This is a genomic window from Candidatus Dedyshia acidiphila (assembly GCF_051025295.1).
In the GTDB taxonomy this organism is placed as follows: Bacteria; Acidobacteriota; Terriglobia; order Terriglobales; family Acidobacteriaceae; genus KBS-83.
Genome location: NZ_JBMGJV010000033.1, coordinates 13,389 through 35,538, shown reverse-complemented (window position 1 = coordinate 35,538; position 22,150 = coordinate 13,389). Strand labels below are relative to the sequence as shown.

Genomic DNA, 22,150 nt, shown 5'->3' with positions numbered 1-22,150 from the left:
AAAGCTTCAGATCTTTCCGTCTACGGCACTGAGGTAAATAAATGGCCGTCATTTAGATTTCGGGGCGACTTGCGTTTCTTTGATGTTGCCTCCGCGTCCAGGGCTTGTTTCATCGCCCCTCTGCTCCCGCCCGCTAAGTTCGCTCTGACGGACTTCCCTTCATTTCAGGGATCTCGCTTTCCGGCGCAAAGCTTGCGGCGGTTCACCATAAAGGCGTAGGAACGCGCGACGCATGCGTTCGGGATCCGAGAAGCCCACAGCGGCTGCGATTACCTCAACCGGCTCCGCGCTATGTTCTACCCGCTCGCGTGCTAGCTCGGCCCTGAGCCGTTCCACCGCTCTTGCCGGGCTCTCTCCCGTTTGACTTCTGAAGACTCGTCCAAATTGCCGATCGCTCAAATGCGCGACGGCTGCCAGCTGCTTGACCGTAAGGTCTTGAGTCAGGTGTTCGCGCGCGTAGCTAAGCGAGTTGCGTATGCGGTCAGACTCCGGAGCGATCTCGGACATTTCAGAAAATTGCGACTGTCCGCCGGGCCGGCGGTAGTACACCACCAATTCCCGCGCCACCTCGCGCGAGAGCTCCGCACCGTGATCTTCTTGAATGAGGGCGAGTGAAAGATCGATGCCTGCGGTGATGCCTGCGGAAGTCCAGATGCGACCCTCATTGATGTAGATGGAGTTACTCTCCACCCGCAAAGCCGGGAAGTCTCGCTGCAACTCTGCCGCATGGTGCCAATGTGTCGTGACACGGAGGCCGTCGAGAAGCCCGCACTGCGCAAGCACAAAGGCACCTGTGCAGACGCTTGCAGCCCGCTTGGCACGCAGCGCAACTGTACGTACTCTCTGCACTTCCTTTCGTGTTAGCCGCCACGGCGCTCCACCCACCGCGATCAGCGTTTCCGGACAGAACTGTTCCATGGGGAGCGTCTTGCACGTAAGCCCTGAACTGCTCATCACGCGCCCACCGCGCACGGAGATCATTTCGAGCTGATAGAGCTGCTCTCCCCGGATCCTGGAAGCCCATTCAAAGGCGCACTGGGGGCCTGCCATGTCGAGCAGCTGGAATCCTGGATACAGGAGGAAACCGATCGTCCGCGTCATGTCCGTTTCCGAGGGATAAACGTCCGCCACGTCTTCACTGAAGCGTAATCAGATTACAGCAGCAGGGAGGACCCCAAATGAGATTCAGCATGGCACGCGGCTTCAGGAACCTTCTCTACGGTCTCACCGCTTTGACAGGGATCACCGTTCATGGGCAGGCAGCGAACAAACAACTTCCCACCGACCAGAGCGCAAATCCTTTGGACAAGGTTCCAGCAGTGATGCCGTATGCGACTCCGTACGGATCGCCGGTAACGCTGGGGCGCGCCGGGGCCATCGCGCAGGCGGCACAGGCAGAAGCAGAAAGGCGTGGCTGGTCGATGGCTATCGCCGTAGTCGACAGCAGCGGCAATCTGGTGATCTTTCGCCGCATGGACAACGCCGCACTCGCCTCTACTGAGATAGCTCTCCATAAAGCACGAGTGTCGGCTAAGTACCGTAGACCGACCAAAGTCTTCGAAGACCTTCTACAGAAGCCTGAGTATCACTACCTGCTCACACTGGACGACCTTATTGCGTCTCGGGGAGGAATTCCACTCATCGAGGATGGAAAGCTCGTCGGCGCGATTGGCTGTTCAAGCGGCACAAGCTCGCAGGACGAAGTCGTCTGTACGGCGGGTGCCAAGACGATTAACAAGTGATCCAACACATCCGGCTCGAGCATTCGACCACACCTATTACCTCAGGAGACAAGCAAACATGAACCGCACATTTATCAAGTTGGCACCAGCTATCCTCATCCTCACTGGTTGGAGCAACACTCTTCCGGCCCAGACGCCCGCACCACAACCAAGTATTTCGATCCAGAACACCGCCTCGTATACCTTTATGGTCGGGAACGTGAAGGTTACGGCACTCTCCGATGGCACAGTTCCGCAGGATCTGCATACCCTCTTGCGCGGCACTACTGATGCGGCGACTGATCATCTTCTGAGCAGGGGATACGTGACCAACCCTCTCGAGACATCGCTCAATGTGTTTTTACTACGAGTCGGTGAGCGGCTAGTTCTGGTTGACGTGGGCGCTGGACAGCAGTTTGGTCCTGGTTTTGGCGGCAGGCTAGTGCAAAGCTTGGCCTCTGAACATGTCACGCCCGACCAGATCACGGACGTTCTGATCAGCCACGCGCATCCCGATCATGCCGGTGGTCTCGTCCACGACGGTCAGATCGTATTCAAGAATGCAACGGTGCACATCGGGAAACCGGATCTCGATTTCTTCCTAGATCGTTCAAACGCCGAGAAGGCGCATTATGACGTTCAGTACTTCGACAAAGCTGAAGCGATCCTGAAGCCGTATGTGGAGGCCGGCAAATTGCAGCCGTTCAGTGGTTCAACTGAAATCCTTCCGGGGCTCACCGGAACCGTCCATCCTGGACACACACCCGGAAGTGCGTTCTACACACTCCAGAGCCAAGGCCAAGAGCTCGTCTTCCTCGGGGATATCGTCCACGCCGCCACTGTCCAGTTTCCGCACCCGGAGATCACCATCGTTTACGACGTCGACCAGAAGCGAGCGGCGCAGACGAGACAAGAGACGTTCGCGCAATTCGCTCGTGAACGGACACTGGTCGCCGCGCCCCACCTGCCTTTTCCGGGGGTAGGACACATCCGTACTTCAGGAGACGGATACGACTGGGTGCCGGTGGAGTATGCGAATCGGGGCGGAAAGTAGACATGCCATTCGGTCGACATCATCTAGGGTCGATCGCCGCTGATCGTTGCACTTTGATTGCTGACGCAACCTCAAAGGCAGGTGGGAGTGAACAGACGAAGGCTGCTCTCGGACTTGGAGGCTATGCTGACATGACATTGAGACAAATGCGGTTATATTTTCCATGCTCCCGTGTGCGACCTGAGATTCTTTATCCCCTCGCTCTTGGTGATTGCGTTTGCGGTGTCACATGAGTGCGACCATCCTGCCGTGGCGGGGCATAAGTCGAGCATCGTCGGTACGGTTCTCCCACAGCACCTTACGCCGTCCGAGGACGACGAACTGGGCACGCGATTGGCAGTACATAGCCACGGAATCCATACGATCGATGCCAGACTGCTCGGATCGATCTCACCTGACCTTACCGTGACGCAGGAGTTGTGCGATGTCCGCTTCGTTAGCACATCCCAGCTGGCCGGGGCACTGCACACTCTTACCTCATAGCCGGTCGTACTGTCGCTCACAACGCACCCGCTGAACGACATCTTCGAGACATCCAAGGGTCAGCCGCGCCGCTGATTGCGAGTCGAAGGCCCGTGAGCTGGTGGCATAGCTTGTGAGGAAGACTGGAGGATATTCGCGCCCGCCCGAAGAGGCAACAGCCCAGGTTGCGTGCATGGAGTGGCTCGCTCCTCCCTTTAACGCAGGCCACTGGATCGACTCGCAGCAGCCGCTCACTTGTGCACGCGTCAGTTCGGTTGTGCTTTCCGGGCCGAAACGGGGGAAACCCCGGCCGAGGCAGTCGAGCGGTTGCGTGCAGAGGTCCCTCGAGATCGGGTCGAGGAAGGAACTGAGCCCGTCGAAGCCGTCGCGGAGGCCCTCAGCTCTCGGGATCCGGAACGGATGCGGAGAGCCTTTCTGCGGCTCTACGGGAGAACCTCCGCAAGCGCTTCGGCGAAAGGCGCAGATTATCGACCTAAACACTCAGGACGCTCCGAAACGAAGGCGCTTCCTTCAAGTCGAACGGGGTGCAGGACTTGACTGTTCACGCGGGCGCGGCGGCACGGCACAGATCCGCGTCTATACCCGGGCCTCATGTTGCTTTGAAGAGGCCAAATCACCTGATCTTCTCTTCACTGAATCGGCACATCCTCTTCGCTTACGCTCCCTCATAATCTAATGAGAGAGCTACAGGTTCAACCGGTAGAGTTTAAGGCACGTTACGGGAATGATTTCTAAGATCCTGCACCGAGATTGTGATCGATGAATCCGCTCACCCGTCGTGAAGCCGCACGCGCAATCCTGTCAGCAGCGCTTGGGAGCATGTTGCCAGTCTCGAGTGCGCGCACAGGGGCTCCGACGGCCCGGTTCGAGAGCACACGCCTGCACTTCGGACCTGCACGCGAAACGATACTTGCAGCCATTAAGGCGGATCGAGCCACTGGCGTAGCCATAGCTGTCGTGGATTGCGGAAAGATGGTCTGGGCAGAGGGTTTTGGATGGTCCGACCGTGAGGCCGTCGTGCCGGCCACAGCTCATACGCCATTTACCCTGGCATCTCTCACAAAGCCGTTCACAGCCGCGGCATTCATGACGCTCGTGAATGAAGGCAAGCTCTCCCTCGACGCTCAGGCGAATACATACTTGGGTAAAAACAAGTTGAGGTTTGGGGACGGAGAGAAAAGCACAGCCACCATCCGCGAGCTTGGTGCGCACGTCAGTGGCCTACCCAGCATGTTCGAGCAATGCGTCGTGGAGGGTTGCGCAACCCGTGACGAAGAAGACGTCCTCAGCAGGTACGGTCGCCTAGCCTATCCACCCGGTTCTTATTACGAGTACAGCAACATCGGCTTCGCAGCATTAGGCACGATTTCGTCGGACCTCACCGGCATGGACTTCGGTGCCTTCCTTCACCGGAGACTCTTGGGCCCACTCGGTCTCACAGGCAGCTTTTTCGACACAGACCTTGCCAGACTCAAGAGCGGGGCGGCCCGGTACGACTCCTGCGGCGCTCGCATTCCTTACTACACCACCTCAACGCCGGCATCGGGAGAACTCTTCGCGAGCGCGCACGATCTTGCCCGCTTCGCTGTCTTCAACATGAGTAGAAAGCGTGTGACTGCTCTGGATAAATCCATGGAAGAAATCCACCGCCCAGTCTTCACCTCCACGTCGGGCGTCGCTACCAGTTTCGGCTGGTTCACATCGCACCTGCGCTCCGGGGCGTCCGTCATCTTCAAAATAGGCGGCCAACCGGGGGCTGCAAACGCTTTGTACATGGTGCCGTCTAGAGGCCTCGCATGCATCTTCTTGAGCAATCGATCTGATGGCCGCGAGCTGTGCTCAGCAGTCTGCAATCAAATACTTGGCCAAAACGTACCGGACTGGCGAACTCCCGATGAAGCGCTCAGCCCTGCTCCATCCTCTTTCGTTGCCTCACCTTGCCTGGAGGGAGTTTGGCAGGGAGCACTTGCCAATGGTGGTGCCAAGGCGCGTGTGCGTCTTTTCCTCAGCTCAAATTCCGCTGCTCTCCAGATCGATCACGCAGCGCCACTTCAAATTCGTGAGTTGGCGTTGGAAGGCGATGCTTTCACTGGAACTGCAGAAGGCAGCATTGACTCTCCCGAAGTACGCCGGGCAGGAGCGACAACACTGAGAATCAAGTTGGTACCGTATCGAAGAAAGCTAACAGGAAGAATTCTCGCAACTGACTCAAAGAGTATAGTGCTGCCCTACGTCCTCCACCTGTCACGGATAACGGACTAAAGGCGCTGGACAGTTCATCTGGATGAGGCATTTACTCCAGATGATCTATCCGGACTTACTCTAGCACCGACCGGATGATTACCCCTCACAAGTGGTCGGTGACTGCGCTGCGGTACAGACCCAGATTCAGGCAAGACTTAATCACGCCGCCATTCACTTCGATACCCGGTTCATTCATCCGTTGTCAGTGACGAGGAGCGATGCAATCTCGAGCGGCACACCGGGCTACCGACCTAAGATACGGCTCCGGACTCATCCCGGGGCAAAGTGAATCGGAGTACTAGCAGCCTTTCTTGTTGACGGCGCCCTACTGGCCGATGACTGCAAAGCTGCGAGTTACTCTTTGCTGGAACAATCCGCCTTCGCTTAGTCGACTCGAGCTCTTCCGACTGTGCGCGGACTCGCGCTCTGATGGGCGAGTACGCAGCGGTGACAAGATTGAGGAAGGCACCATCATCTTAACGCGCGTTGGGGGTCGAAGCTGGGTCTGAGGACATTTACTTCTGCCTCGATGGTGGGCGGGTGAATGGACGACCGACACAACGATCTCGGTGCGTCCCAGAGGAGCAAGCTGGCCGTTCCTTGATGGAGTGGTCCTCAGGGGGTCGTCTACGCACTAGAAGCCGTGTCCTACACAGGGGCCGCTCTTCTGAAGCGCACGGAAACACGAGTTCCCTGTCCGACACGACTTGCGATAGACAGAGCCCCATGGTGAGCACTGACGATCCACTCGGCGACCGCCAGCCCCAGTCCGGTGCCGCCCGAGTGGAAAAAGCGGCCATTGGAGGCACGGTAGAAACGATTCGAGATAAGCGCGATCTCATCATCCGGTATCCCAATTCCTGTGTCATTCACTTGAATCAGGACCTGGTCCTCGTCATTCTGCAGGCTGACTGTGATCTTCCCGCCCACCTCCGTGTAGTGGCACGCGTTGTCCACTAAGATCATCAGCAGCCGACGCAAAAGCCTGTAGTCCCCCTCAACCAGAGCTGAGTCAACGAGCAAGCGCGTCTCCAGATGCAGCCTGCGCTTGTCCCCCAGCACTTGCATAGCGCTCACAGTCTCCTGGATGAGAGCCGCCACATCAGTCTTTTCCAGTTGTAGCTGCTGAGTTTGCTCATCAGAGCGGGCAAGGATCAGAAGTTGATCAATCAACGCAGAGGTGAACTCGGACTCATGAAGAATGGTGGTCACCATGTCCCGCATTTCTTCGCGTGTACGATCGCGCTCCAGCATCACTTCGGAGGTCGTACGAATGACCGCTATGGGAGTTCGCAGCTCATGGGAGGCATCTGCTGTGAATCGCGTTACGCGGGTGAACGCTGACTCAAGTCGAGCAAGCATCGCATTGATCGTCTCCGTAAGCTGGTAGAGTTCATCCCGTGCGTTGGGCAGAGGCACCCGGTCCGACAGGCTGAACTCCGAAATCCCGCTCGTCGCGTCTGCCAGAACTCTGATGGGCTTCATGGCCCTCGCACTCAGCCAGTATCCTGCTGCACCTGCCATGCACGCGATGCCAGGAACGGCGATCCAGACCAGCTTCCGAAACGTCTCCAGGACCGCATAGAACGGGTTCACATCGGTCCCAACCTGAACGTGCCACAACTCCGCGCCAGACTGGACCTCTGTCGCAAGGACGCGTACATCATCATGGCGGCGATAGTACGTCGTGAACTCACCGGAATCTCGGTGGTGTCGGTAATGATGCTGGAGTTCATTGGGCGCAAGCGGCACCTGCAGCCGGGCCATTTCAGGGGACTGGAAGACGAGAGTGCCGGACGAATTCGCGATCTGATAAAGGTCGTCTCCGGGGCTGTCCGAGGTGACAGCCGTGGGTAAAGCAGAGGCGGGGCCTTGCTCGTGATGTGGATGGGTGGAAAGGAAGAGCTTGATTGTGTCGCTTCGTGCGCGCAACTGCCTGTCTACCGTCTCTTCAACTGCGTGCTGAACAGCGAAGTACATGAAGGCGGCAGCTGCTGCGAGAGTGACGGCTATGACCGTTACGTACCAGGCGGTCATGCGAAGCCGGATGGGTGGCGCTCTCATGGCCGGCGTTCCGTCTCCATGCGATAACCGACTCCCCGCACCGTCTGGATCAAGCTTTGCTGGTGTTCGTCGTCAATCTTCGAGCGCAATGCCCGAACAAAGACCTCCAAAGTATTGGGGGCGATGTCCTGATTGTCGTTCCACACCCGCTGCAGGATGGCATCGCGAGTGAGTACATGACCGGCCCGCCGCATGAAGAACTCAAGAAGCGCGAACTGAGTCCGCGTCAGTTGTAGGGCTGTTCCTGCTCGAGTCACGATACCGCTCTGCGGGACGAGAACTAGATCCGCCACGGCAAGACACACTTCCTGTACCGTCGGACCCTTCCGCGCGACGGCTCGGAGGCGCGCCATGAACTCCGCCATGGCGAAAGGCTTCGTAAGATAGTCGTCCACCCCAAGATCGAGAGCAGTAACGATATCCGCAATGCTGTCGCGAGCGGTAAGCGCCAGAACCGGTACCTGCTTCCCCTCCCTGCCTTTCCCCCGCAGTCGCCGGATCACCTCCAAGCCATCGAGGCCGGGAAGCATGATGTCGAGCACCACCGCGTCATACAGCCCAGTCTCGGCATGCGCCAACCCGTCGGCTCCGTCACCTGCGAGGACGACGGTATGTCCCTTTTCTTCGAGACTCGTCTTCAGCATGTGGGCGAGGCTTTGCTTGTCTTCCACAATAAGAATATGCAAGCTGTCCCTCGCTTCGAATCAGACGCCGACCGTACGGATTTTACCTGCTTCTGCAAACAGCAATGGCTAAGCAATGTGAGGCTGGGTCAGATAGTGCTGTCGAAGCAAATCCTTTCCGTAGTCGTTCCCGTTTGGGGTTCTGAGAACGGTGTGGATGTGCTGACGAGTAGGCGTGTCAGGATCCTTGGAGAAGCGCGCGAGGTTCGCCGGCGCCTGGTGGTCGAATTCGATCACAATCACCGGACTCTGGATGCGGTAGTAGTAGACGCTGTCCGAAGCCGTAGCGCCGATCCACGCAAACCACGTGCTGTCCAGATGCTGGTCCACTTCATTCATCTTGACCATGGCATGTCCTTCATCCATGTTGGAGACGTACAGTTCGATCAGGTCGCGGAGCTTCCGGCGTATGTCCCCAGGAAGTTCGTTGGTACGCAGGCCTGCATAGTCGAGGATGACGTTATCCTTGAACGCCTCAGTCAAGTTGTTGTTGCCACTTTTTGAGAACTTCAGTATCGCTTGCTGCTGTTGTCGCTCAGGCAGAGAGCGAAGCAGCATCAGTCCATCATCCTGCTCTTTCTGCAGAACGGAGAGCCCCTTGTACTTCCCTGAAGTCGCATGGGTAGGCTCCGAGCCCAAAAAGAGTGGGGTGGCGACGACCTGATCTCCTAGCACGAAGTAATTGAGAATGGCGTGCGGACCTTGGAATTGCCAGCCCCATGGCTCTGTTGCTGAAGGCCTCCCCATCACGGTCAGGTAATAACCCCACTCTCCGTCCACGAGATGGTCGTCGATCATCTCAGCCAGGGTCTCGTTGAGACGCATGATGCTCCTGGCCAACTCGAAGCCCTTGCTACTCAGCGACGCGCGCATGAGCTGCAGCGCGGCTTCGCGCTGCAGCCGCGTCATCTCGCGCATGCTGACTCCTTGGCGCGTGTAGAAACCCTGATTCATCCATTTGCGCCACTGGGGATCGTCGACGGGAAAGGAGGTACGCACAAGCTGTTGATTGTTGAGGCTGGACAGGTAGTGCACGGCGGCGTTCCGTACACGATCTGTGGACTGACCCGAGGGCCCAAGGTGGTAGAGCCCGGGAACGATGACGCCGTTGGTTGTGATTCCTTTGAACGGCTCGATCAGACCGTCGCGCTCCCTCTCTTCCGAGATGCGTCTATACCTCTCGGCAAGTTCGCCTCGATCTTCTCTTCCGCTCTGACCCAAGGCCAACGGTGTCACCATAGCCGCTGCCATCAGCCCAGAGAGGAACCGTCTCCGATTTGGTAGTTCGTGCAGATCAGTCTCTCGGTGGTCGTGTGCGGGGTGGCGAAGACTCATGCGTTTTCTCCCTAAGGGACATGGCACCTGATGGGAGACACAGTAGACGCGGAAGCTGAACGTTTGCTGTAAGACAGCGTGGACGCCCTACAGTAAACATTCAGGTGCACTAAGTACCTTCGCTCCAGCAGGCAGCAGCTGACTGGGAATGGAGGCAGGTGTGAGCGAGACGAGCGTCGCAGCAGGCAAAAGGTCTTGGCACGGCGAGTTGTGGAGCAGCCGTATGAGTGTGGAGAACGTCCCGCGGATCGATGGGCGTTACTGGGTGATCATGTCGCTGGCCAGCGTACTCGGATGCAACACTGGAGATGACTGCTCCTTCTATGTTCACTGGAACCATTGGATCGGTCTCGCCCCGCTAGCTTTCATCTTCTTTGGTCTTCTCTACGAAGCGCGACGCACCCGCCTGTCCGGCGAAGGCTGGTACTGGTCTCTGGTGATTGTTCTTAGAACCGCAGCTACCAATCTGGCAGACCTGGCGACGCACACCTTCTCCATCCCATACATCCGGTTCCTTCTTTGCCTGGCTGTGCTTCAGTGTCTAATCGTGTGGAGGATGGCGCCACGGCAGGATGTGGGCATGCATGATCGCGCGCAACGTCCGGCGACGAGCACAGGGTATTGGCTGTCTCTGCTGACAGCCGGGACATTAGGGACCGCCGCCGGCGACTGGATTGCCGAAGAGTTACACCTGAGCACAGGCTATGCGACCGTGCTGGTGGGCTTCCTGGCCGTCATCGTCGTGCTATTTGGCGGGCGGAGTCTCTGGAAGACCAAGGCGATGTATTGGGCTGCGGTCGTAGCGATTCGCACTGCGGGCACGACGGCGGGAGATTGGCTTGCCTTCCGAGAGGAGCCCGGACTGCACAACGGATTGCAACTCGGTCTGCCATTGAGTACCGCGCTGAGCGCAACCGTATTTCTGGCCGCTCTCCTGTTCTCCAGGCGGAGTATGCCGGGTCGCCTTTTTGCGTCCTGACGCTGCTACACAAAGCCGCCTGTTCGATTTGTGAGGGCGTGCTCCCGCGCGTCGCCTCACGGTGCTCTCCGGGGCATTCACTGCTGGAGACATTTCACCGTATCGATTAGAAGGAACCCACGTCCAGAGAATATCGTCCGTCTCGTAGCGAACCACGAGACCCGTTACTTTGGCGGAAGCATCCCGCTGAAGTCCAAACGGGAAGCGCGGCTGGCCAGGTCGAACAGAGTATCGCGCGTCTCCGCCTTCCACTCGACGGGCGACTCACGGTTGCGATGTGACGCAGATTGACCTCGGCATCGCGTATGACCGCCGCGGCAGCCGTTCGGCCAATTGCTCTAATAAGGCGACCAGTGCTGGGCGGTCTTCGGGATCGAGAAGAGCAAGGAAGGTCTCATTCGTGATCCGTCCCGCTTCGACCAGCTTCGGCATTAAGCGACGGCCCCCAGCGGTGAGTGCTAAGACTGTCGAGCGACCGTCACTCGGATGCGGATATCGGCGAATCAGAGTCTTGTCCTCGAGCTGGTGCAGTATGCGCGTGATCGCAGCGCGGTCAATTTCCATGTACCCTGCCAAGTCGACTGGCGTGACCTCACCGCGGCTAATCTGGCTTAGCGCCGTCCACTCTGGCCCTGTCACGCCGTACGCAGCGAGGCGTTCATTGAACGAAGTAGACATGGCTCGGTTCAGGCGGAACACAAGCCTTCCCAAGCTTGCTGCCTGAGGGTTCGGAAGTCTCGTTTTGCGTGCCTCGGACATGTCCCTATCCTAAACGGCACTCGCGAGTGAACTCGATCGCGCACTTGCGAGCCTTCATGATGGTTTACGCCAACGAGAACCTCCAGCGCATCAAAACTGTTGACGATGTCGTTGACATAAACAATTACATTGGCTAACGTCTTTTTCTGACGGCAGAGACCCACTTCAGAGGAGTCAGACCATGGCAACATCAGATCAACATTCGTCAATCCCACGTGACTTCGCTCTCAGCGGCGACCTCAACCGTTTTCTGCTTACGGGAGAGCACACAGGTGGTGTCTATGCTCAGTGGGAGGCACACGTGCCCCCTGCCGGCGGTCCTCCGCTGCACGTTCATGAACGTGAGGATGAGAGCTTCTACATTCTGGAGGGCGAAGTAGTCTGCCAGCTCGGTGACAGTCGCTTTAAGGCCCAAGCCGGTGACTGCGTTTACCTTCCTCGCGGCACCCCCCACCGCTTCCACAACGAGTCTGAAAATCCTGCCCGCGTCTTAGTTACAGTCATACCTGCCGGCCTCGAAAGAATGTTCATGGAAGCAGGAACTGAAATCAGGACCGGTCAGCCAATTCCAGAGGTGGATCGGGCCCAAGAGGTTGCGCGCCTGCTTGCCAGCGCAGAACGCTACGGGATCCGCTACTTTCTTGAACCTAGAACAAATGGAGCTGCATGAAAATCCTTATAGTTGGAGCGACTGGACCCACGGGGAATGAGCTAGTGAAACAGGCCGTTGCACTAGGACACTCTGTTTCTGCGCTTGCTCGGAAGCCAGAGGCAACTCAATTGCCGGCAGCAGTGAAGGTGTTCCGGGGAGATATTCTGAATCCGACCTCGCTCATAGCACCCGTTGCTGCCCAAGACGCTGTTATCAGTTCGCTTGGCAGTGCTCTGAGTCGGAAGCCCACCACTCTACTTTCCGGTGGAACGCGTAACCTGGTCAGCGCCATGAGGCAGAGCGGCGTGCGTCGCCTGATTTGCATCACGGGAATTGGGGCAGGCGACAGCAAAGGCCATGGCGGATTCTTTTACGACAGCATCATCCAACCCTTGCTGCTGAATGAGATCTATAAGGATAAGACCCGGCAGGAAGAGGTGGTTGCTGAGAGTGGCCTCGACTGGACACTGGTACGCCCCGCAGCCTTAACTAATGGTGCGCGAACTGGACAGGTAAAGGCCTTTACAGACTTGCGCGGTGTGACGGTGGGCAAGATCGGACGCGCAGATGTTGCAGCCTGGATCCTGGCCCGGCTTTCCGAACCGAGCACGATTCGCCAGACCTACACGATCACCAGCTAGCGGCTCTGTGGATGTGCTGGAGAGACTTATGCCCGTGCGGCGGCAAATGCGGGCGAGTCTGAGCCAGACTATCAACGCCCAACACCGTCGCCCGACAAGAGCCTCGGATGATGGAGAACACAATGCAACAGAGATTTGACTATCAAGGCGCGGCTCCCGAGGGAATTCGGGCGATGCTGCAAGTAGAGAACTACGTGCGACGCAGCGGACTCGAATCCTCGCTGTTGGAACTGATCAAGGTGCGAGTTTCGCAGATGAATGGCTGTGCGTACTGCATCGATATGCATACTAAGGAAGCTCGCGTTCAAGGAGAGACGGAGCAACGCCTGTACGCGCTCTGCGCATGGCGCGAAGCACCCTTCTATTCCGTGCGCGAGCGAGCTGCGCTCACATGGGCTGAGACGTTGACTAATATTCAGGAAGAGCATGTCTCAGACGCGACCTATGAAGCTGTGCGTCCGCACTTCACCGAAACCGAACTGGTGAATCTGACGCTCGCGGTCACAACAATCAATACCTGGAACCGGATTGCGCTCGCTTTTCGTGCGGTCCCTGGCTCATAAGGGCCGGCGTTGCTAGTTGTTTAACGCGGCTTGCTCAATCGTGCCTGCCTGCTTTGCCTGGCTGCAGATCTACAGGAGGAATTTGTGTCACCTAAGAAAGACTTCCATCTTGTTGGTTACGATTTCGGGTTCGCGGCCTTTGCTTTGATCTACTGGTCTGTGCGTCCGCTCTGCTTGAGAAGGTCGGGCTACCCACCTGAAGGCGCTGCTCTCGATACACCTTTTTCGATATTTCGGCCTGACAGCGCTACTTCCCGGCGTGTTCAATCTTGCTCCAGCCGGGTTCTCGCATGGCTATTTAGTCCAGATTATGGCGGGAGACGTAGCGATCGCGGTACTGGCCATCTTCGCCTATCTTCTGCTTCAAACTGAGTCGCGAGTGGCGACGGGGTTCTTATGGGGCTTCAATATACCTGCGGGCCAATGTACACCGGCGCTATCATTGGCATTGGCGGCTTAAGCTGGGACCGGGCCAAAGCCGCGATCGCGCGCGGCGAGGTGGCGATGGTGTCGTTCGGCAAGCTGTTCCTCGCCAACCCGGAACTGCCCGCGCGCTTCGCCTTCGGTGCCGGATATGATGTGCCCGATCATGCCACCTTCTATGGCGAGGTCCAAGGGGCTATGTCGACTACCCAACGCTCAGCCATGCTTCGTCGCAGCTGCGATGAGCCGGTTCATCGACATCGGCTCGCCGCGCCCGGAGACCACCCGCGATCGGCTTCAGCCGCTTATGCGCGCAGAGATCGAGACGGTCTGGCGCGGCTACCGTTCGGGCCTGATCCGCGAGATATACCAGCGCGCGGACAGCCTCGGAGTCGTGATGATCTGCGAGGCAGAGACTGCGGCCGAGGTCGAGCAGATGCTCGCCTCGCTGCCGATGAGCGGAGCTGCCTGGTTGACACGCAGGTCGTGGCGCTGAAGCCGTTCGAGATGTGGACTGCGCTGTTTGCGGCGCCAGTGAACTAACCAGGGCATCGGAGACGCAAGGAGCTTCATCTTGAGCAGCATGACAAAAGCTTGGGGCGTCCAGAGCTACGGCCCCGCTGAGACGCTCGGCCTCATCGACTTGCCCGTTCCCGATCCCGGCCCCGGCGAGATCGTGATTGACGTCGAGGCGGCGGCGCTGAACCCGCTCGACCTCAAGATCATCACTGGCCAGATGGACAAGATGATGCCGGCGCGTATGCCGTTCGTGCCCGGCAGCGACGTGGTCGGGACGGTATCGGCCGCAGGCACGGGCGCAGCGCCGAACGTGGGCGACCGCATCGTCGCAAGCACCTGGAACGGCGGCTTGGCGCAGCGCGCGCTGCTTCCGGCGGGCGCGCACGTGGTCGTCGTCCCCCGCGATGCGCTGGGGGCCGAGCTCGCCGCCCTGCCGATGGCGGGGCTGACCGCATTGAACATCCTGCGCGGTCTCGGCGATGTGTCGGGCAAGCGCGTGGCGGTGTTGGGCGCGACGGGCGGCGTCGGCTTGGCGCTACTACAATATGCGGCGAGGCAAGGCGCGCATCTGATCGCCTCGGCGACCGCCGACGATGCCGAGGTGGTGAAGGCGTGCGGTGCCAATGACATAATTGACTATCGGCAGACGTCCTTCGTCGACGAGGTGCGCCGCAGTAACCCGGCCGGTGTCGACATGCTCGTCGACCTCGTCTCTATGTTCGACGCACTCCTTGCCAGCGCCGTAGCGGTTCGTGATGGCGGCAAGTTGCTATCGACTCTATTCGGCCCTGATCCGTCAGCGTTTGGCGGCCGGATCGAGCTCATCTATAGCCGATTGAAGGCGGAGCCTGGTGATCTGAACACGATCCTGCAGGACTATGTCGCGGGCCACCTGAGCGCCAATGTGGGCGCAGCTTTCGGCTTCGATCAGGCCCGTGAAGCCTACCTCACCATGCGCGACCATCATGTCACCGGAAAGATTGTGGTCACCCTCGGCTGAACTACCGAATCCAGCGCCGAGTCAAACCTGTTGGCTTGAGACCTGGGAAGCGAGGCCAGCTTTTCAAGTCTGTCACACGCAGCAGGATGTTGCTTCGAGACCGATCGCAGGTCCAGTTAATGCCGGGGTCAAAGATAACTGCCACGCGCGAGGCCGTCGGTCAGCCGAGTTGCTGCAACAGCCCCGCGATGTCGACGATCGACCAGTGCTCCGCGATTTTTCGCGCAACGATCCTTGCGAATCGTCGCCATCTCGATCGGGCGCTCCTTGGCGGAGACAAGTTCCGCACCTGCGAGTTTCATACAATCCGAACGACCCCTCGAAACTCGAGACCGGCACACTTTGCGTAACTTCTACCACCCTCCCGGGCGTGCGGAGCGTTCCTTTCTCGAAAATGTCTACTCACGCAAGGAAAGAGTGGCATGAAAAAACAGCTTTCAAATGCCCAAGTTCATAGTTGGACAACGCCGGGCTGGGGTCTGTCGACACATAATTAGTTGAGACTGATCACCTTAATCGTCATATACGGCCAGCGCGAGATGTCCAGAGCAAGGCAGGTCCTTGCACTCATACCGCTTAGCTAAGGGAGCAACAAAGTCGGTCCAGCAGGGAAGTAATTGGAAGCTCTTCTCGCAAATTTCACGCAACTTTGCATGTACCTGTTGCTTCCTACTAGGCACCCCTGGAGCCTACGACGTCTCCGGGCGTGTCTGGAGGCCATGTGTTCCGTCCCGCCCTTCGCTCACTCCTCTCGCTCGCTCCCCTCGCACTCCTGCCCATCGCTGGTCAAGCACAGACCCAGCCCTCTTTCGCCCCCCACACCGTGGCGACCACCCTTCCCCAGCCGGGTCGAACCATCGCGGTCGACGTGAACAATGATGGTCTCCCCGACATCATCCAGGACACATCCCAGCTCACGAGCGCCGACCAATATGGGCTTCATGTGCGTCTTGCCAACGGGGACGGGACCTTTCGCGAAGGTTACAGCTATAGCTTTCCGGCTGGCAGTCAAGGGCCTTTCTCGATGCAAACGGGTGATGTCAACGGCGACGGCAAAGTGGACCTGGTTCTTACCGTGAACGGCACACAGCAGATTGCTGCTTTCCTCGGTAACGGAGACGGAACGTTCCAGGCACCACGATTTGAGACGATCGCGCTGCCCGGCAGCGAACACTTCGGCATCGACAAGCTCGCGCTGGCCGACTTCAATCACGATGGCAAGGTCGACCTGGTCACCGAAGCGAATACGGAGTACACAGGACAGATTGTCCTGCTTCCCGGCAACGGGGATGGCAGCTTCGGCGCAGCCCGGGTCGTCCACACACCGGCGGCGAACTTCGGGTCCTCGAATCCGACCATTGGGGATTTCGATTCCGATGGCAATGCCGATATCGCTTTCTACGACACCACCAATTGCGCTCCGAACGTTTGCGGGTCGCAGGTACACGTGGCGTACGGCAACGGTGATCTCAGCTTCACAGACACTACGCCATTCACTAGCGCGGGACGTTTTGCGTTTTCGACCGGCGACCTGAACGGAGACGGCCGGACCGACATCTTCGGCGTCGATGCGCCGAACGGCAGCCGTGTGGTCACGCTGTATGCCTCAGGCGCGCGCAGCTTCACCCTCTACACCTCCGCCAATCCATACGATTCAGACGCAAGCCTTGCGATGGCCGACGTCAACGGTGATGGGCAAATGGATTTGATTGGCTGGAACAACGCGAACTACACCCCAAAGATCATCGTGCTCGCCGGCGCGGGTCAGACCGGCGTTTTCACGGCATACGCGTATCCACTGACCGGCATTCCGCCAACTACGCTCAACATCACCGATCCAGTGATTGGTGATTTCAATCGCGACACCCGTCCTGATATCTACGTTGCCACCCGTTCCGAAGCGACTGGGTCTTACGAGACGACGCTGGTCAACAGCACGCCTATCAACAACAACACGACATTCTTCACCTTCGGCTGCGATTACCCGGCCGCCGAACACGGCATCCATGTCTGCTCTCCGTCCGCCAGCGCCACATCCCCTGTAATCTTCCGTATCACCGCCAGCTCGTTGGGCATGCTGCGCAAGATCGAGCTTTGGGTCGATGGCAAAAAGGTCGCGGAGCAGCACAACGTCTGGAGCCACTACGGCTGGTTCTACTACTCGACCGAGAGCTTCGACAGCGGCACGCACAACCTCAGCGTCTATGCCGCCGACATCGACAACCACCTCGAGCGCTATGACTTCAGCTTCACCGGCAGCGCTAGTTCGTCGAGCTGCAGTGCGCCCGCCAGCGCCAGTGTGCACGTCTGTAGTCCGATCAACGGCTATATTCTCAGCTCGCCGGCGAACGTGACCGCGGCAGCCACCATCACGGGCACATTAGCTCGCATGGAGGTCTGGGTCGACGGAGTCAAGAAGTACAGTGAGACCACGAGCACGACGCTTGTCACCGCAGTGGCTTTGAACCCCGGCTATCACCGCTTCGACGTCTATGCGGTGAACACCGCCGGAGTGAAATGGGAGCAAACGGTCTACGCGACGGTTTCGAGTGGCAGCACCGGATGCGCGGCTCCGGGGTCGCCAGGTGTGAATGTCTGCAGCCCGGCTCCGAACTCCGGGGTCAGCTCACCCGTCGCAGTCTCCGCACAGGCCACCATCACAGGAACACTAGCTCGGATGGAAGTCTGGGTCGACGGGGTCAAGATGTACACCGAAACCACGAGCACCAGTTTGTCCGCGTCCATTGCCCTCGGCGCGGGCTCTCACCGGTTTGATATCTACGCGGTGAACACTGCCGGAGCGAAGTGGGAGAAAACCGTGACGGCGATGGTTCACTAACTCAACGCTACGATGCGCCACCGTCGAAGCCGGGCCAACGAGCCCGGCTTCGATGCGAGAATAGAGACTCGCTCTGAATTATTGAACGAATGGTGCTCCCAAGTCTCCGGGCTGTCGGCCTTCAAAACCGCTACTTCGTAGCGACAGCCTTCGGTCGTGATGCTTCAACTAGGATGAGCTTCGCGTAAACTGAATACCTATGATCTGCGCCCTTCTAAGCTGTGAAGGTCGAGCTCGCGGCAAGCAACTCGGTCTCTGTTCTTTAGCCTCAACGCTCGGGAAGATATGGCAAAGGCCAACCTCTATCTGGGCTGGCGGCATCGCCGCTTGGGAGGCTGCTCAACTCCCGGTGGTCGCGACAGCCTGAGCATTTGCGCGATGTGGAGCCGCGGCGCTGTTGGAGAGTTTGGACCGCCCCTTCGACTACCGCCCTCCTTAAGTGCAATACACTTGCCAGAGTTTGACCGCACGCCTACAGCGTAAGCCGATGCGGCAGAGCCTTTTACGCAGGTCAAGCTACACCATCGAGCGACTTCCGAGCCCAACGCCTCGTATACGGCGACAATCACAGCTAGGTCTGAGCTTATTGACTATGCACGCCTGGACGCGCCTTGAAGCTGATTGCGTGGAGTGCGGCGGGTCCCGGAGGCGAATAGACTAGCAGTCGAACTACCGCAGCTTACGCGCGATCTCAGCCGCCCAAAGATCTACCATCTGCAAGAGATCATCGGCTGAGACCGCCGTGGCGAACCCTTGATTCAAGTTGAAGGATATCTGCTCAAGATGCGGGGACTGCGTGATCAGCGTCAGGCTGCGTACTATACCGGCTAGTTGGTTTTTCGCCTGATCTTCTGTCATGTTCTGTTCGAAGCACAGCTCTAAGTGAAGGAAGCAAGTCTCCGGGCCTTGACTAGTCCACGTGCAGCGGCGAGGAGAATACCTTCGACGCTTCATTCGACGTTTAGCGACCTCCTCAACGTTGCTCTTCGGCGCTTGGCAGTTCATGACCATCAGAAGTGGATACGAGGCACCGACTGAGCACGAATCATCTGTCGGCACTCAACCGATGGAGCTGGCCCCGATCTCGGCTGCCATGTTGCGGAACACGGTAAGCGTCCTCGTTCAAAACGGTATGGGCACGATTGGGCCTTAGGTCGCCCGGTTCAGATCAACCCTAGGCACCTTCCCTGTTTGTTGGGATGGTGAAGCTTGTACACTCGCTGAAAATGAGACAGAGCTGTCATTGGTATGTGATCCGACGTGGGCAAGACTTCCGAGTCGTCTGGACTGCCGAGGAGAACGCGTTGCGATTGGTACAAGAAGGCTGGGTTCTGGCTGACCGACCTTTCGATCGGGAAGTGGAGGCCTGTCTTCAACGCGATGCCTGGTTCTACTCAGAGCTATTCATGATGCATCCAGTTGCAGACGAACAGCTCCCACATCCCTCACTGACATGGCAGCCGAGTACTCCAGCCGTACTGTGCTCGCTAGGGCGGATATCCTGTGTGTCAGAATCCAATGACACTCTGCCATACCCTCATACATACAAACCATAGATCGTTAAGCAGACCGCAGGACCGGCATCCTGATTGAGAACACGGTGCCGGAGCAACTGGGCCGAGTCGAGCTGTGCAGGCGCATCGACCAGCCATTCTTCGTCACAATCTCGTTGCTTACCCAGAGTCCCAGGCCGGTTCCAGTTTCACCTTTCGTCGTGACAAACGGCTCGAGAATGGAATGGCGGACTTGAGCAGGAATCCCGTGGCCCGTATCCGCAATCGAGAGACGCGCGTTGCACAATCCACGTTGTGAGTCCGTCTGCGTCGTGACGCGTAGTCGCAAGCGGCCCCCGCCCCACATGGCATCGAGTGCATTGCCGACAATGTTAGCGATGACCTGCCGGAGTTCACCCGCACTTGCTAGTACGAGAATCGACGAAGGAGGCATCTCTTTTTCTGTCGACACGTTTGCGGCTATCAGACGCGGATGGTAGAGCTTGATCACCGAATCGATGAGCCAAAAGATCGACAGGGACGGGATGGTTGGGCTCGCGGTAAAAACGTAGTGTGTGCTTCGCGATCTCAGCCACGCGGGCAAGTTCCTGATCAGCTTGTTGCAGGTAGAGTCTTCCCTCGTCGGACATGGGTTCGCGTTGCAGGAGATAAAGTAGGTTTGTGACGGATTCGAGGGGATTGTTGATCTCGTGCGCTATGCTGGCGGCAAGCCGGCCGGTAACGGCGAGCTTCTCCGAGCGGCGAAGAGCTTCCTGAGCGCGCTCGAACTGCTCGATGTGGTCACGAATCTGATACTGTCGAGCACGTCCGCGCAGGGCCATCTCAAGCGTACTCGCCAACGTCTCCGGTCGGAGTGGACGTTCAAGGAGAAGCGCATTGCCGAGAGGCAATCGCAATTGGCGTGACCTCTCCCCTTCGGCCGTCTGACTTCGACCCGCAGTGAGGATTAAGAGCGGGAAGTCTGACCATGATGGCTGCTGGGACAGAGCCGCCTTCACCGATTCAATCGAGTTTTCTTGGAACGCTTCCTCGGCAACTATCGCCGCAGCGGCGCCTTCGCGGATCTCGTGACAGAGCGCCGACACTGACCTGACGACCTCACACTGCTTACCAAGCTTCTCCAGAAAAGTCGCAATCAGTGCCGCATCTCTCCCGGTGGGCGCGAGAATGATAGTCCGGTTCTCCAGTTCCAGCTTATTTGGCTCCGGATTCATGAATCGTCCCGTTCTCTGCCTTACCGTATATGTAGGTGTACCGGTTAGCACTCCTTCGAAGCTGACAAGCGGCGGGCCAATGCGAATCGTTCCATCACTGAAATGAGTTCGCGAATCGTGCGCTCATGACTTCCGCTGCGCTTCTTAACCACGGAGATGGCTTGACGAATGGCGCCTCCCGATTCGAAGTAGCGGAAAAGGATCACAGTGTCAGGAAGGTAGCTGTCATCTATGGTCGACGTTGTGTCACCGACCAAGCCATGCTGCGCTAAGGTCAGCAGCGTTCCTACGCCTTGCTGCCCTAGATAAGCCAGCAACTCGTGCAACTGCATCGCAAGGAACTGTTCGTGCGGCATCGCATTCAGGAACCCGTTCATGCTGTCAATGACAACGATCCTTAACGCGTGCTCTTCCACCATCCGTCGGATGCAAGAGACGAACTCTCCGGGCGAAAGCTCAGCGGGGTCGATCTGCTGGATCTGTAGGGTCTTCGCATTAAGAACGGCTTTGAGGTCCATGCCAAGCTGCATACCGCGGCCAATCAGGGTTGCGATCGATTCATCAAAGGTGAAAATAACGGCCTTTTCTCCTCGCAACGCCGAGGTGTACGCGTATTGCAGCGCGATCGTCGACTTGCCGCAACCTGCGGGCCCGATCAGCAGCGAACTTGTTCCTGAGTCAATGCCGCCACGCGGAAGATCGTCGAGTTCAGATAAGCCACTCGGTATCGGCCTGCGCTCCGTGCCGGGTACATGCTCAGAGGCAATGAGACGAGGGTAAGTGACGACACCGCCGGTGCGGACGGTGTAATCGTGGTAACCCTCGCGAAACTGCGAGCCCCTCAGCTTGTGAACTGTCAGGCGACGCCGCTTGACCCCAAACTCACGTTCGAGGCTCTGCATCTTGATCACCCCATGCGCGATACTTTGCAATTGCAGATCGTTCGCGTCTCCTTCAGCAGTCCGATCATCGAGCAGTAGCACCGTAGAACTGCGGCCGGCGAAGTACCGCTTAAGCGCCAGAATCTGCCGCCGGTACTTCAGCGGGTCGCGCGCGAGCATACGGAACTCCGACAGCGAATAAAATACGACGCGCTGCGCCTCGGCAGCCTCGATCTGCTCGAGGATTGTAGTTATGGTATCGGCCAACTCAACCTCTGAAGGGTAGAACACGGGTGTACTGAGAGTCCGGGCTCAGGTCTTCGTCAGAAGGCACCATTTCTACAAGCTGATGGGCTTAAGGTCCCACCCGTGAGAGCGAGCGACCTGCTCCAACTCGGCCTTCGATTCAGAAAGTGTCACATACAGGCCATTCTCCCCTCGACGCGCCCCCCTCCATCAGGAACTGCAGCGCCAGAGTGGTCTTGCCAGTGCCGGGATCTCTCTCGACCAGGTAAAGTGACCCTTCGGGAGACCACCATTCAGGACGTCATCGAGCCCGGGGTCGCCAGTGGAGAGGCGGAC

23 protein-coding genes and 2 pseudogenes are annotated in these 22,150 nt (G+C 58.2%); 12 read left to right on the top strand and 13 right to left on the bottom strand.

Features of this window, described 5'->3' with window-relative positions; translation table 11 throughout:
* Window positions 1-159: 159 nt before the first annotated feature.
* Window positions 160-1,101: a GlxA family transcriptional regulator gene (locus AC5IJH_RS13555; RefSeq protein WP_491903368.1), complete on the bottom strand. Its 942-nt coding sequence runs from the start codon at window positions 1,099-1,101 to the stop codon at window positions 160-162.
* A gap of 89 nt (window positions 1,102-1,190) precedes the next feature.
* Between AC5IJH_RS13555 and AC5IJH_RS13550 the strand changes: the two genes are divergently transcribed.
* The 4 genes and pseudogenes from AC5IJH_RS13550 to AC5IJH_RS13535 all read left to right on the top strand — a co-directional run bounded on the left by AC5IJH_RS13550 (window position 1,191) and on the right by AC5IJH_RS13535 (window position 5,520).
* Window positions 1,191-1,742, top strand: a complete 552-nt coding sequence (locus tag AC5IJH_RS13550; RefSeq protein WP_491903352.1) for a GlcG/HbpS family heme-binding protein — start codon at window positions 1,191-1,193, stop codon at window positions 1,740-1,742.
* A 58-nt stretch (window positions 1,743-1,800) separates the two neighbouring features.
* Window positions 1,801-2,775 (top strand): MBL fold metallo-hydrolase, encoded by a 975-nt coding sequence (locus AC5IJH_RS13545; protein WP_491903351.1) that lies wholly within the window; start codon window positions 1,801-1,803, stop codon window positions 2,773-2,775.
* 687 nt (window positions 2,776-3,462) lie between these two features.
* A pseudogene (locus AC5IJH_RS13540) lies at window positions 3,463-3,721 on the top strand (helix-turn-helix domain-containing protein); the annotation flags it as partial.
* Window positions 3,722-4,017: 296 nt separating this feature from the next.
* A complete protein-coding gene (locus AC5IJH_RS13535; protein ID WP_491903350.1) occupies window positions 4,018-5,520 on the top strand; it encodes a serine hydrolase domain-containing protein in 1,503 nt (500 codons plus the stop codon).
* Between the two features lie 630 nt (window positions 5,521-6,150).
* On the opposite strand, the gene AC5IJH_RS13530 is transcribed toward AC5IJH_RS13535, so the two are convergent.
* The 3 genes from AC5IJH_RS13530 to AC5IJH_RS13520 form a co-directional block, all read right to left on the bottom strand.
* The gene (locus AC5IJH_RS13530) at window positions 6,151-7,539 is read right to left on the bottom strand and encodes a sensor histidine kinase (protein WP_491903349.1); all 1,389 of its coding nucleotides are present in this window, start codon (window positions 7,537-7,539) and stop codon (window positions 6,151-6,153) included.
* A gap of 23 nt (window positions 7,540-7,562) precedes the next feature.
* Window positions 7,563-8,252, bottom strand: coding sequence for a response regulator transcription factor (locus AC5IJH_RS13525; protein ID WP_491903348.1), 690 nt, complete (start codon window positions 8,250-8,252; stop codon window positions 7,563-7,565).
* Window positions 8,253-8,318: 66 nt separating this feature from the next.
* Entirely contained in the window at window positions 8,319-9,500 is a 1,182-nt protein-coding gene (locus AC5IJH_RS13520) for a DUF3500 domain-containing protein (RefSeq protein ID WP_491903347.1), read from the bottom strand.
* A gap of 307 nt (window positions 9,501-9,807) precedes the next feature.
* Here AC5IJH_RS13520 and AC5IJH_RS13515 point away from each other — a divergent pair, with 307 nt between their 5' ends.
* On the top strand, window positions 9,808-10,563 hold the full coding sequence (locus tag AC5IJH_RS13515) for a COG4705 family protein (protein ID WP_491903346.1): 756 nt from the start codon (window positions 9,808-9,810) through the stop codon (window positions 10,561-10,563).
* Between the two features lie 264 nt (window positions 10,564-10,827).
* On the opposite strand, the gene AC5IJH_RS13510 is transcribed toward AC5IJH_RS13515, so the two are convergent.
* Entirely contained in the window at window positions 10,828-11,241 is a 414-nt protein-coding gene (locus AC5IJH_RS13510; protein WP_491903367.1) for a MarR family winged helix-turn-helix transcriptional regulator, read from the bottom strand.
* A gap of 262 nt (window positions 11,242-11,503) precedes the next feature.
* Between AC5IJH_RS13510 and AC5IJH_RS13505 the strand changes: the two genes are divergently transcribed.
* The 4 genes from AC5IJH_RS13505 (at window position 11,504) to AC5IJH_RS13490 (ending at window position 13,638) form a co-directional block, all read left to right on the top strand.
* The gene (locus tag AC5IJH_RS13505) at window positions 11,504-11,992 is read left to right on the top strand and encodes a cupin domain-containing protein (protein WP_491903345.1); all 489 of its coding nucleotides are present in this window, start codon (window positions 11,504-11,506) and stop codon (window positions 11,990-11,992) included.
* Entirely contained in the window at window positions 11,989-12,615 is a 627-nt protein-coding gene (locus tag AC5IJH_RS13500) for an NAD(P)-dependent oxidoreductase (protein WP_491903344.1), read from the top strand. The genes AC5IJH_RS13505 and AC5IJH_RS13500 overlap by 4 nt, the downstream gene beginning before the upstream one ends.
* Before the next feature lie 122 nt (window positions 12,616-12,737).
* Window positions 12,738-13,178, top strand: coding sequence for a carboxymuconolactone decarboxylase family protein (locus AC5IJH_RS13495; RefSeq protein WP_491903366.1), 441 nt, complete (start codon window positions 12,738-12,740; stop codon window positions 13,176-13,178).
* 196 nt (window positions 13,179-13,374) lie between these two features.
* Window positions 13,375-13,638 (top strand): DUF8737 domain-containing protein, encoded by a 264-nt coding sequence (locus AC5IJH_RS13490; RefSeq protein WP_491903365.1) that lies wholly within the window; start codon window positions 13,375-13,377, stop codon window positions 13,636-13,638.
* Here the strand turns inward: AC5IJH_RS13490 and AC5IJH_RS13485 are convergent.
* Window positions 13,635-13,769 carry a hypothetical protein gene (locus AC5IJH_RS13485; RefSeq protein ID WP_491903343.1) on the bottom strand — a complete coding sequence of 45 codons (135 nt, stop codon included), beginning with the start codon at window positions 13,767-13,769 and terminating at the stop codon, window positions 13,635-13,637. The two genes, AC5IJH_RS13490 and AC5IJH_RS13485, sit on opposite strands and share 4 nt — an antisense overlap.
* Window positions 13,770-13,842: 73 nt before the next feature.
* On the opposite strand from AC5IJH_RS13485, the gene AC5IJH_RS13480 reads away from it, so the two are divergent.
* Both AC5IJH_RS13480 and AC5IJH_RS13475 read left to right on the top strand, forming a co-directional pair.
* Window positions 13,843-14,097: a hypothetical protein gene (locus AC5IJH_RS13480; RefSeq protein WP_491903342.1), complete on the top strand. Its 255-nt coding sequence runs from the start codon at window positions 13,843-13,845 to the stop codon at window positions 14,095-14,097.
* A gap of 87 nt (window positions 14,098-14,184) precedes the next feature.
* On the top strand, window positions 14,185-15,120 hold the full coding sequence (locus tag AC5IJH_RS13475; protein ID WP_491903364.1) for an NADP-dependent oxidoreductase: 936 nt from the start codon (window positions 14,185-14,187) through the stop codon (window positions 15,118-15,120).
* Window positions 15,121-15,248: 128 nt separating this feature from the next.
* On the opposite strand, the gene AC5IJH_RS13470 is transcribed toward AC5IJH_RS13475, so the two are convergent.
* Complete coding sequence (locus tag AC5IJH_RS13470) at window positions 15,249-15,422, bottom strand: hypothetical protein (RefSeq protein WP_491903341.1); 174 nt, start codon at window positions 15,420-15,422, stop codon at window positions 15,249-15,251.
* A 419-nt stretch (window positions 15,423-15,841) separates the two neighbouring features.
* Here AC5IJH_RS13470 and AC5IJH_RS13465 point away from each other — a divergent pair, with 419 nt between their 5' ends.
* Window positions 15,842-17,959 (top strand): FG-GAP-like repeat-containing protein, encoded by a 2,118-nt coding sequence (locus tag AC5IJH_RS13465; RefSeq protein WP_491903340.1) that lies wholly within the window; start codon window positions 15,842-15,844, stop codon window positions 17,957-17,959.
* A 669-nt stretch (window positions 17,960-18,628) separates the two neighbouring features.
* On the opposite strand, the gene AC5IJH_RS13460 is transcribed toward AC5IJH_RS13465, so the two are convergent.
* The 6 genes and pseudogenes from AC5IJH_RS13460 to AC5IJH_RS13435 all read right to left on the bottom strand — a co-directional run bounded on the left by AC5IJH_RS13460 (window position 18,629) and on the right by AC5IJH_RS13435 (window position 22,079).
* Window positions 18,629-18,817 carry a hypothetical protein gene (locus tag AC5IJH_RS13460; protein WP_491903339.1) on the bottom strand — a complete coding sequence of 63 codons (189 nt, stop codon included), beginning with the start codon at window positions 18,815-18,817 and terminating at the stop codon, window positions 18,629-18,631.
* Between the two features lie 702 nt (window positions 18,818-19,519).
* Entirely contained in the window at window positions 19,520-19,819 is a 300-nt protein-coding gene (locus AC5IJH_RS13455; protein ID WP_491903338.1) for an ATP-binding protein, read from the bottom strand.
* 46 nt (window positions 19,820-19,865) lie between these two features.
* The gene (locus tag AC5IJH_RS13450; RefSeq protein ID WP_491903337.1) at window positions 19,866-20,687 is read right to left on the bottom strand and encodes a histidine kinase dimerization/phospho-acceptor domain-containing protein; all 822 of its coding nucleotides are present in this window, start codon (window positions 20,685-20,687) and stop codon (window positions 19,866-19,868) included.
* A 44-nt stretch (window positions 20,688-20,731) separates the two neighbouring features.
* Window positions 20,732-21,370, bottom strand: coding sequence for an ATPase domain-containing protein (locus AC5IJH_RS13445; RefSeq protein WP_491903363.1), 639 nt, complete (start codon window positions 21,368-21,370; stop codon window positions 20,732-20,734).
* Between the two features lie 147 nt (window positions 21,371-21,517).
* A pseudogene (locus AC5IJH_RS13440) lies at window positions 21,518-21,988 on the bottom strand (ATPase domain-containing protein); the annotation flags it as partial.
* Entirely contained in the window at window positions 21,975-22,079 is a 105-nt protein-coding gene (locus AC5IJH_RS13435) for a hypothetical protein (RefSeq protein WP_491903362.1), read from the bottom strand. The pseudogene AC5IJH_RS13440 and the gene AC5IJH_RS13435, both read right to left, overlap by 14 nt.
* Window positions 22,080-22,150: the final 71 nt, after the last annotated feature.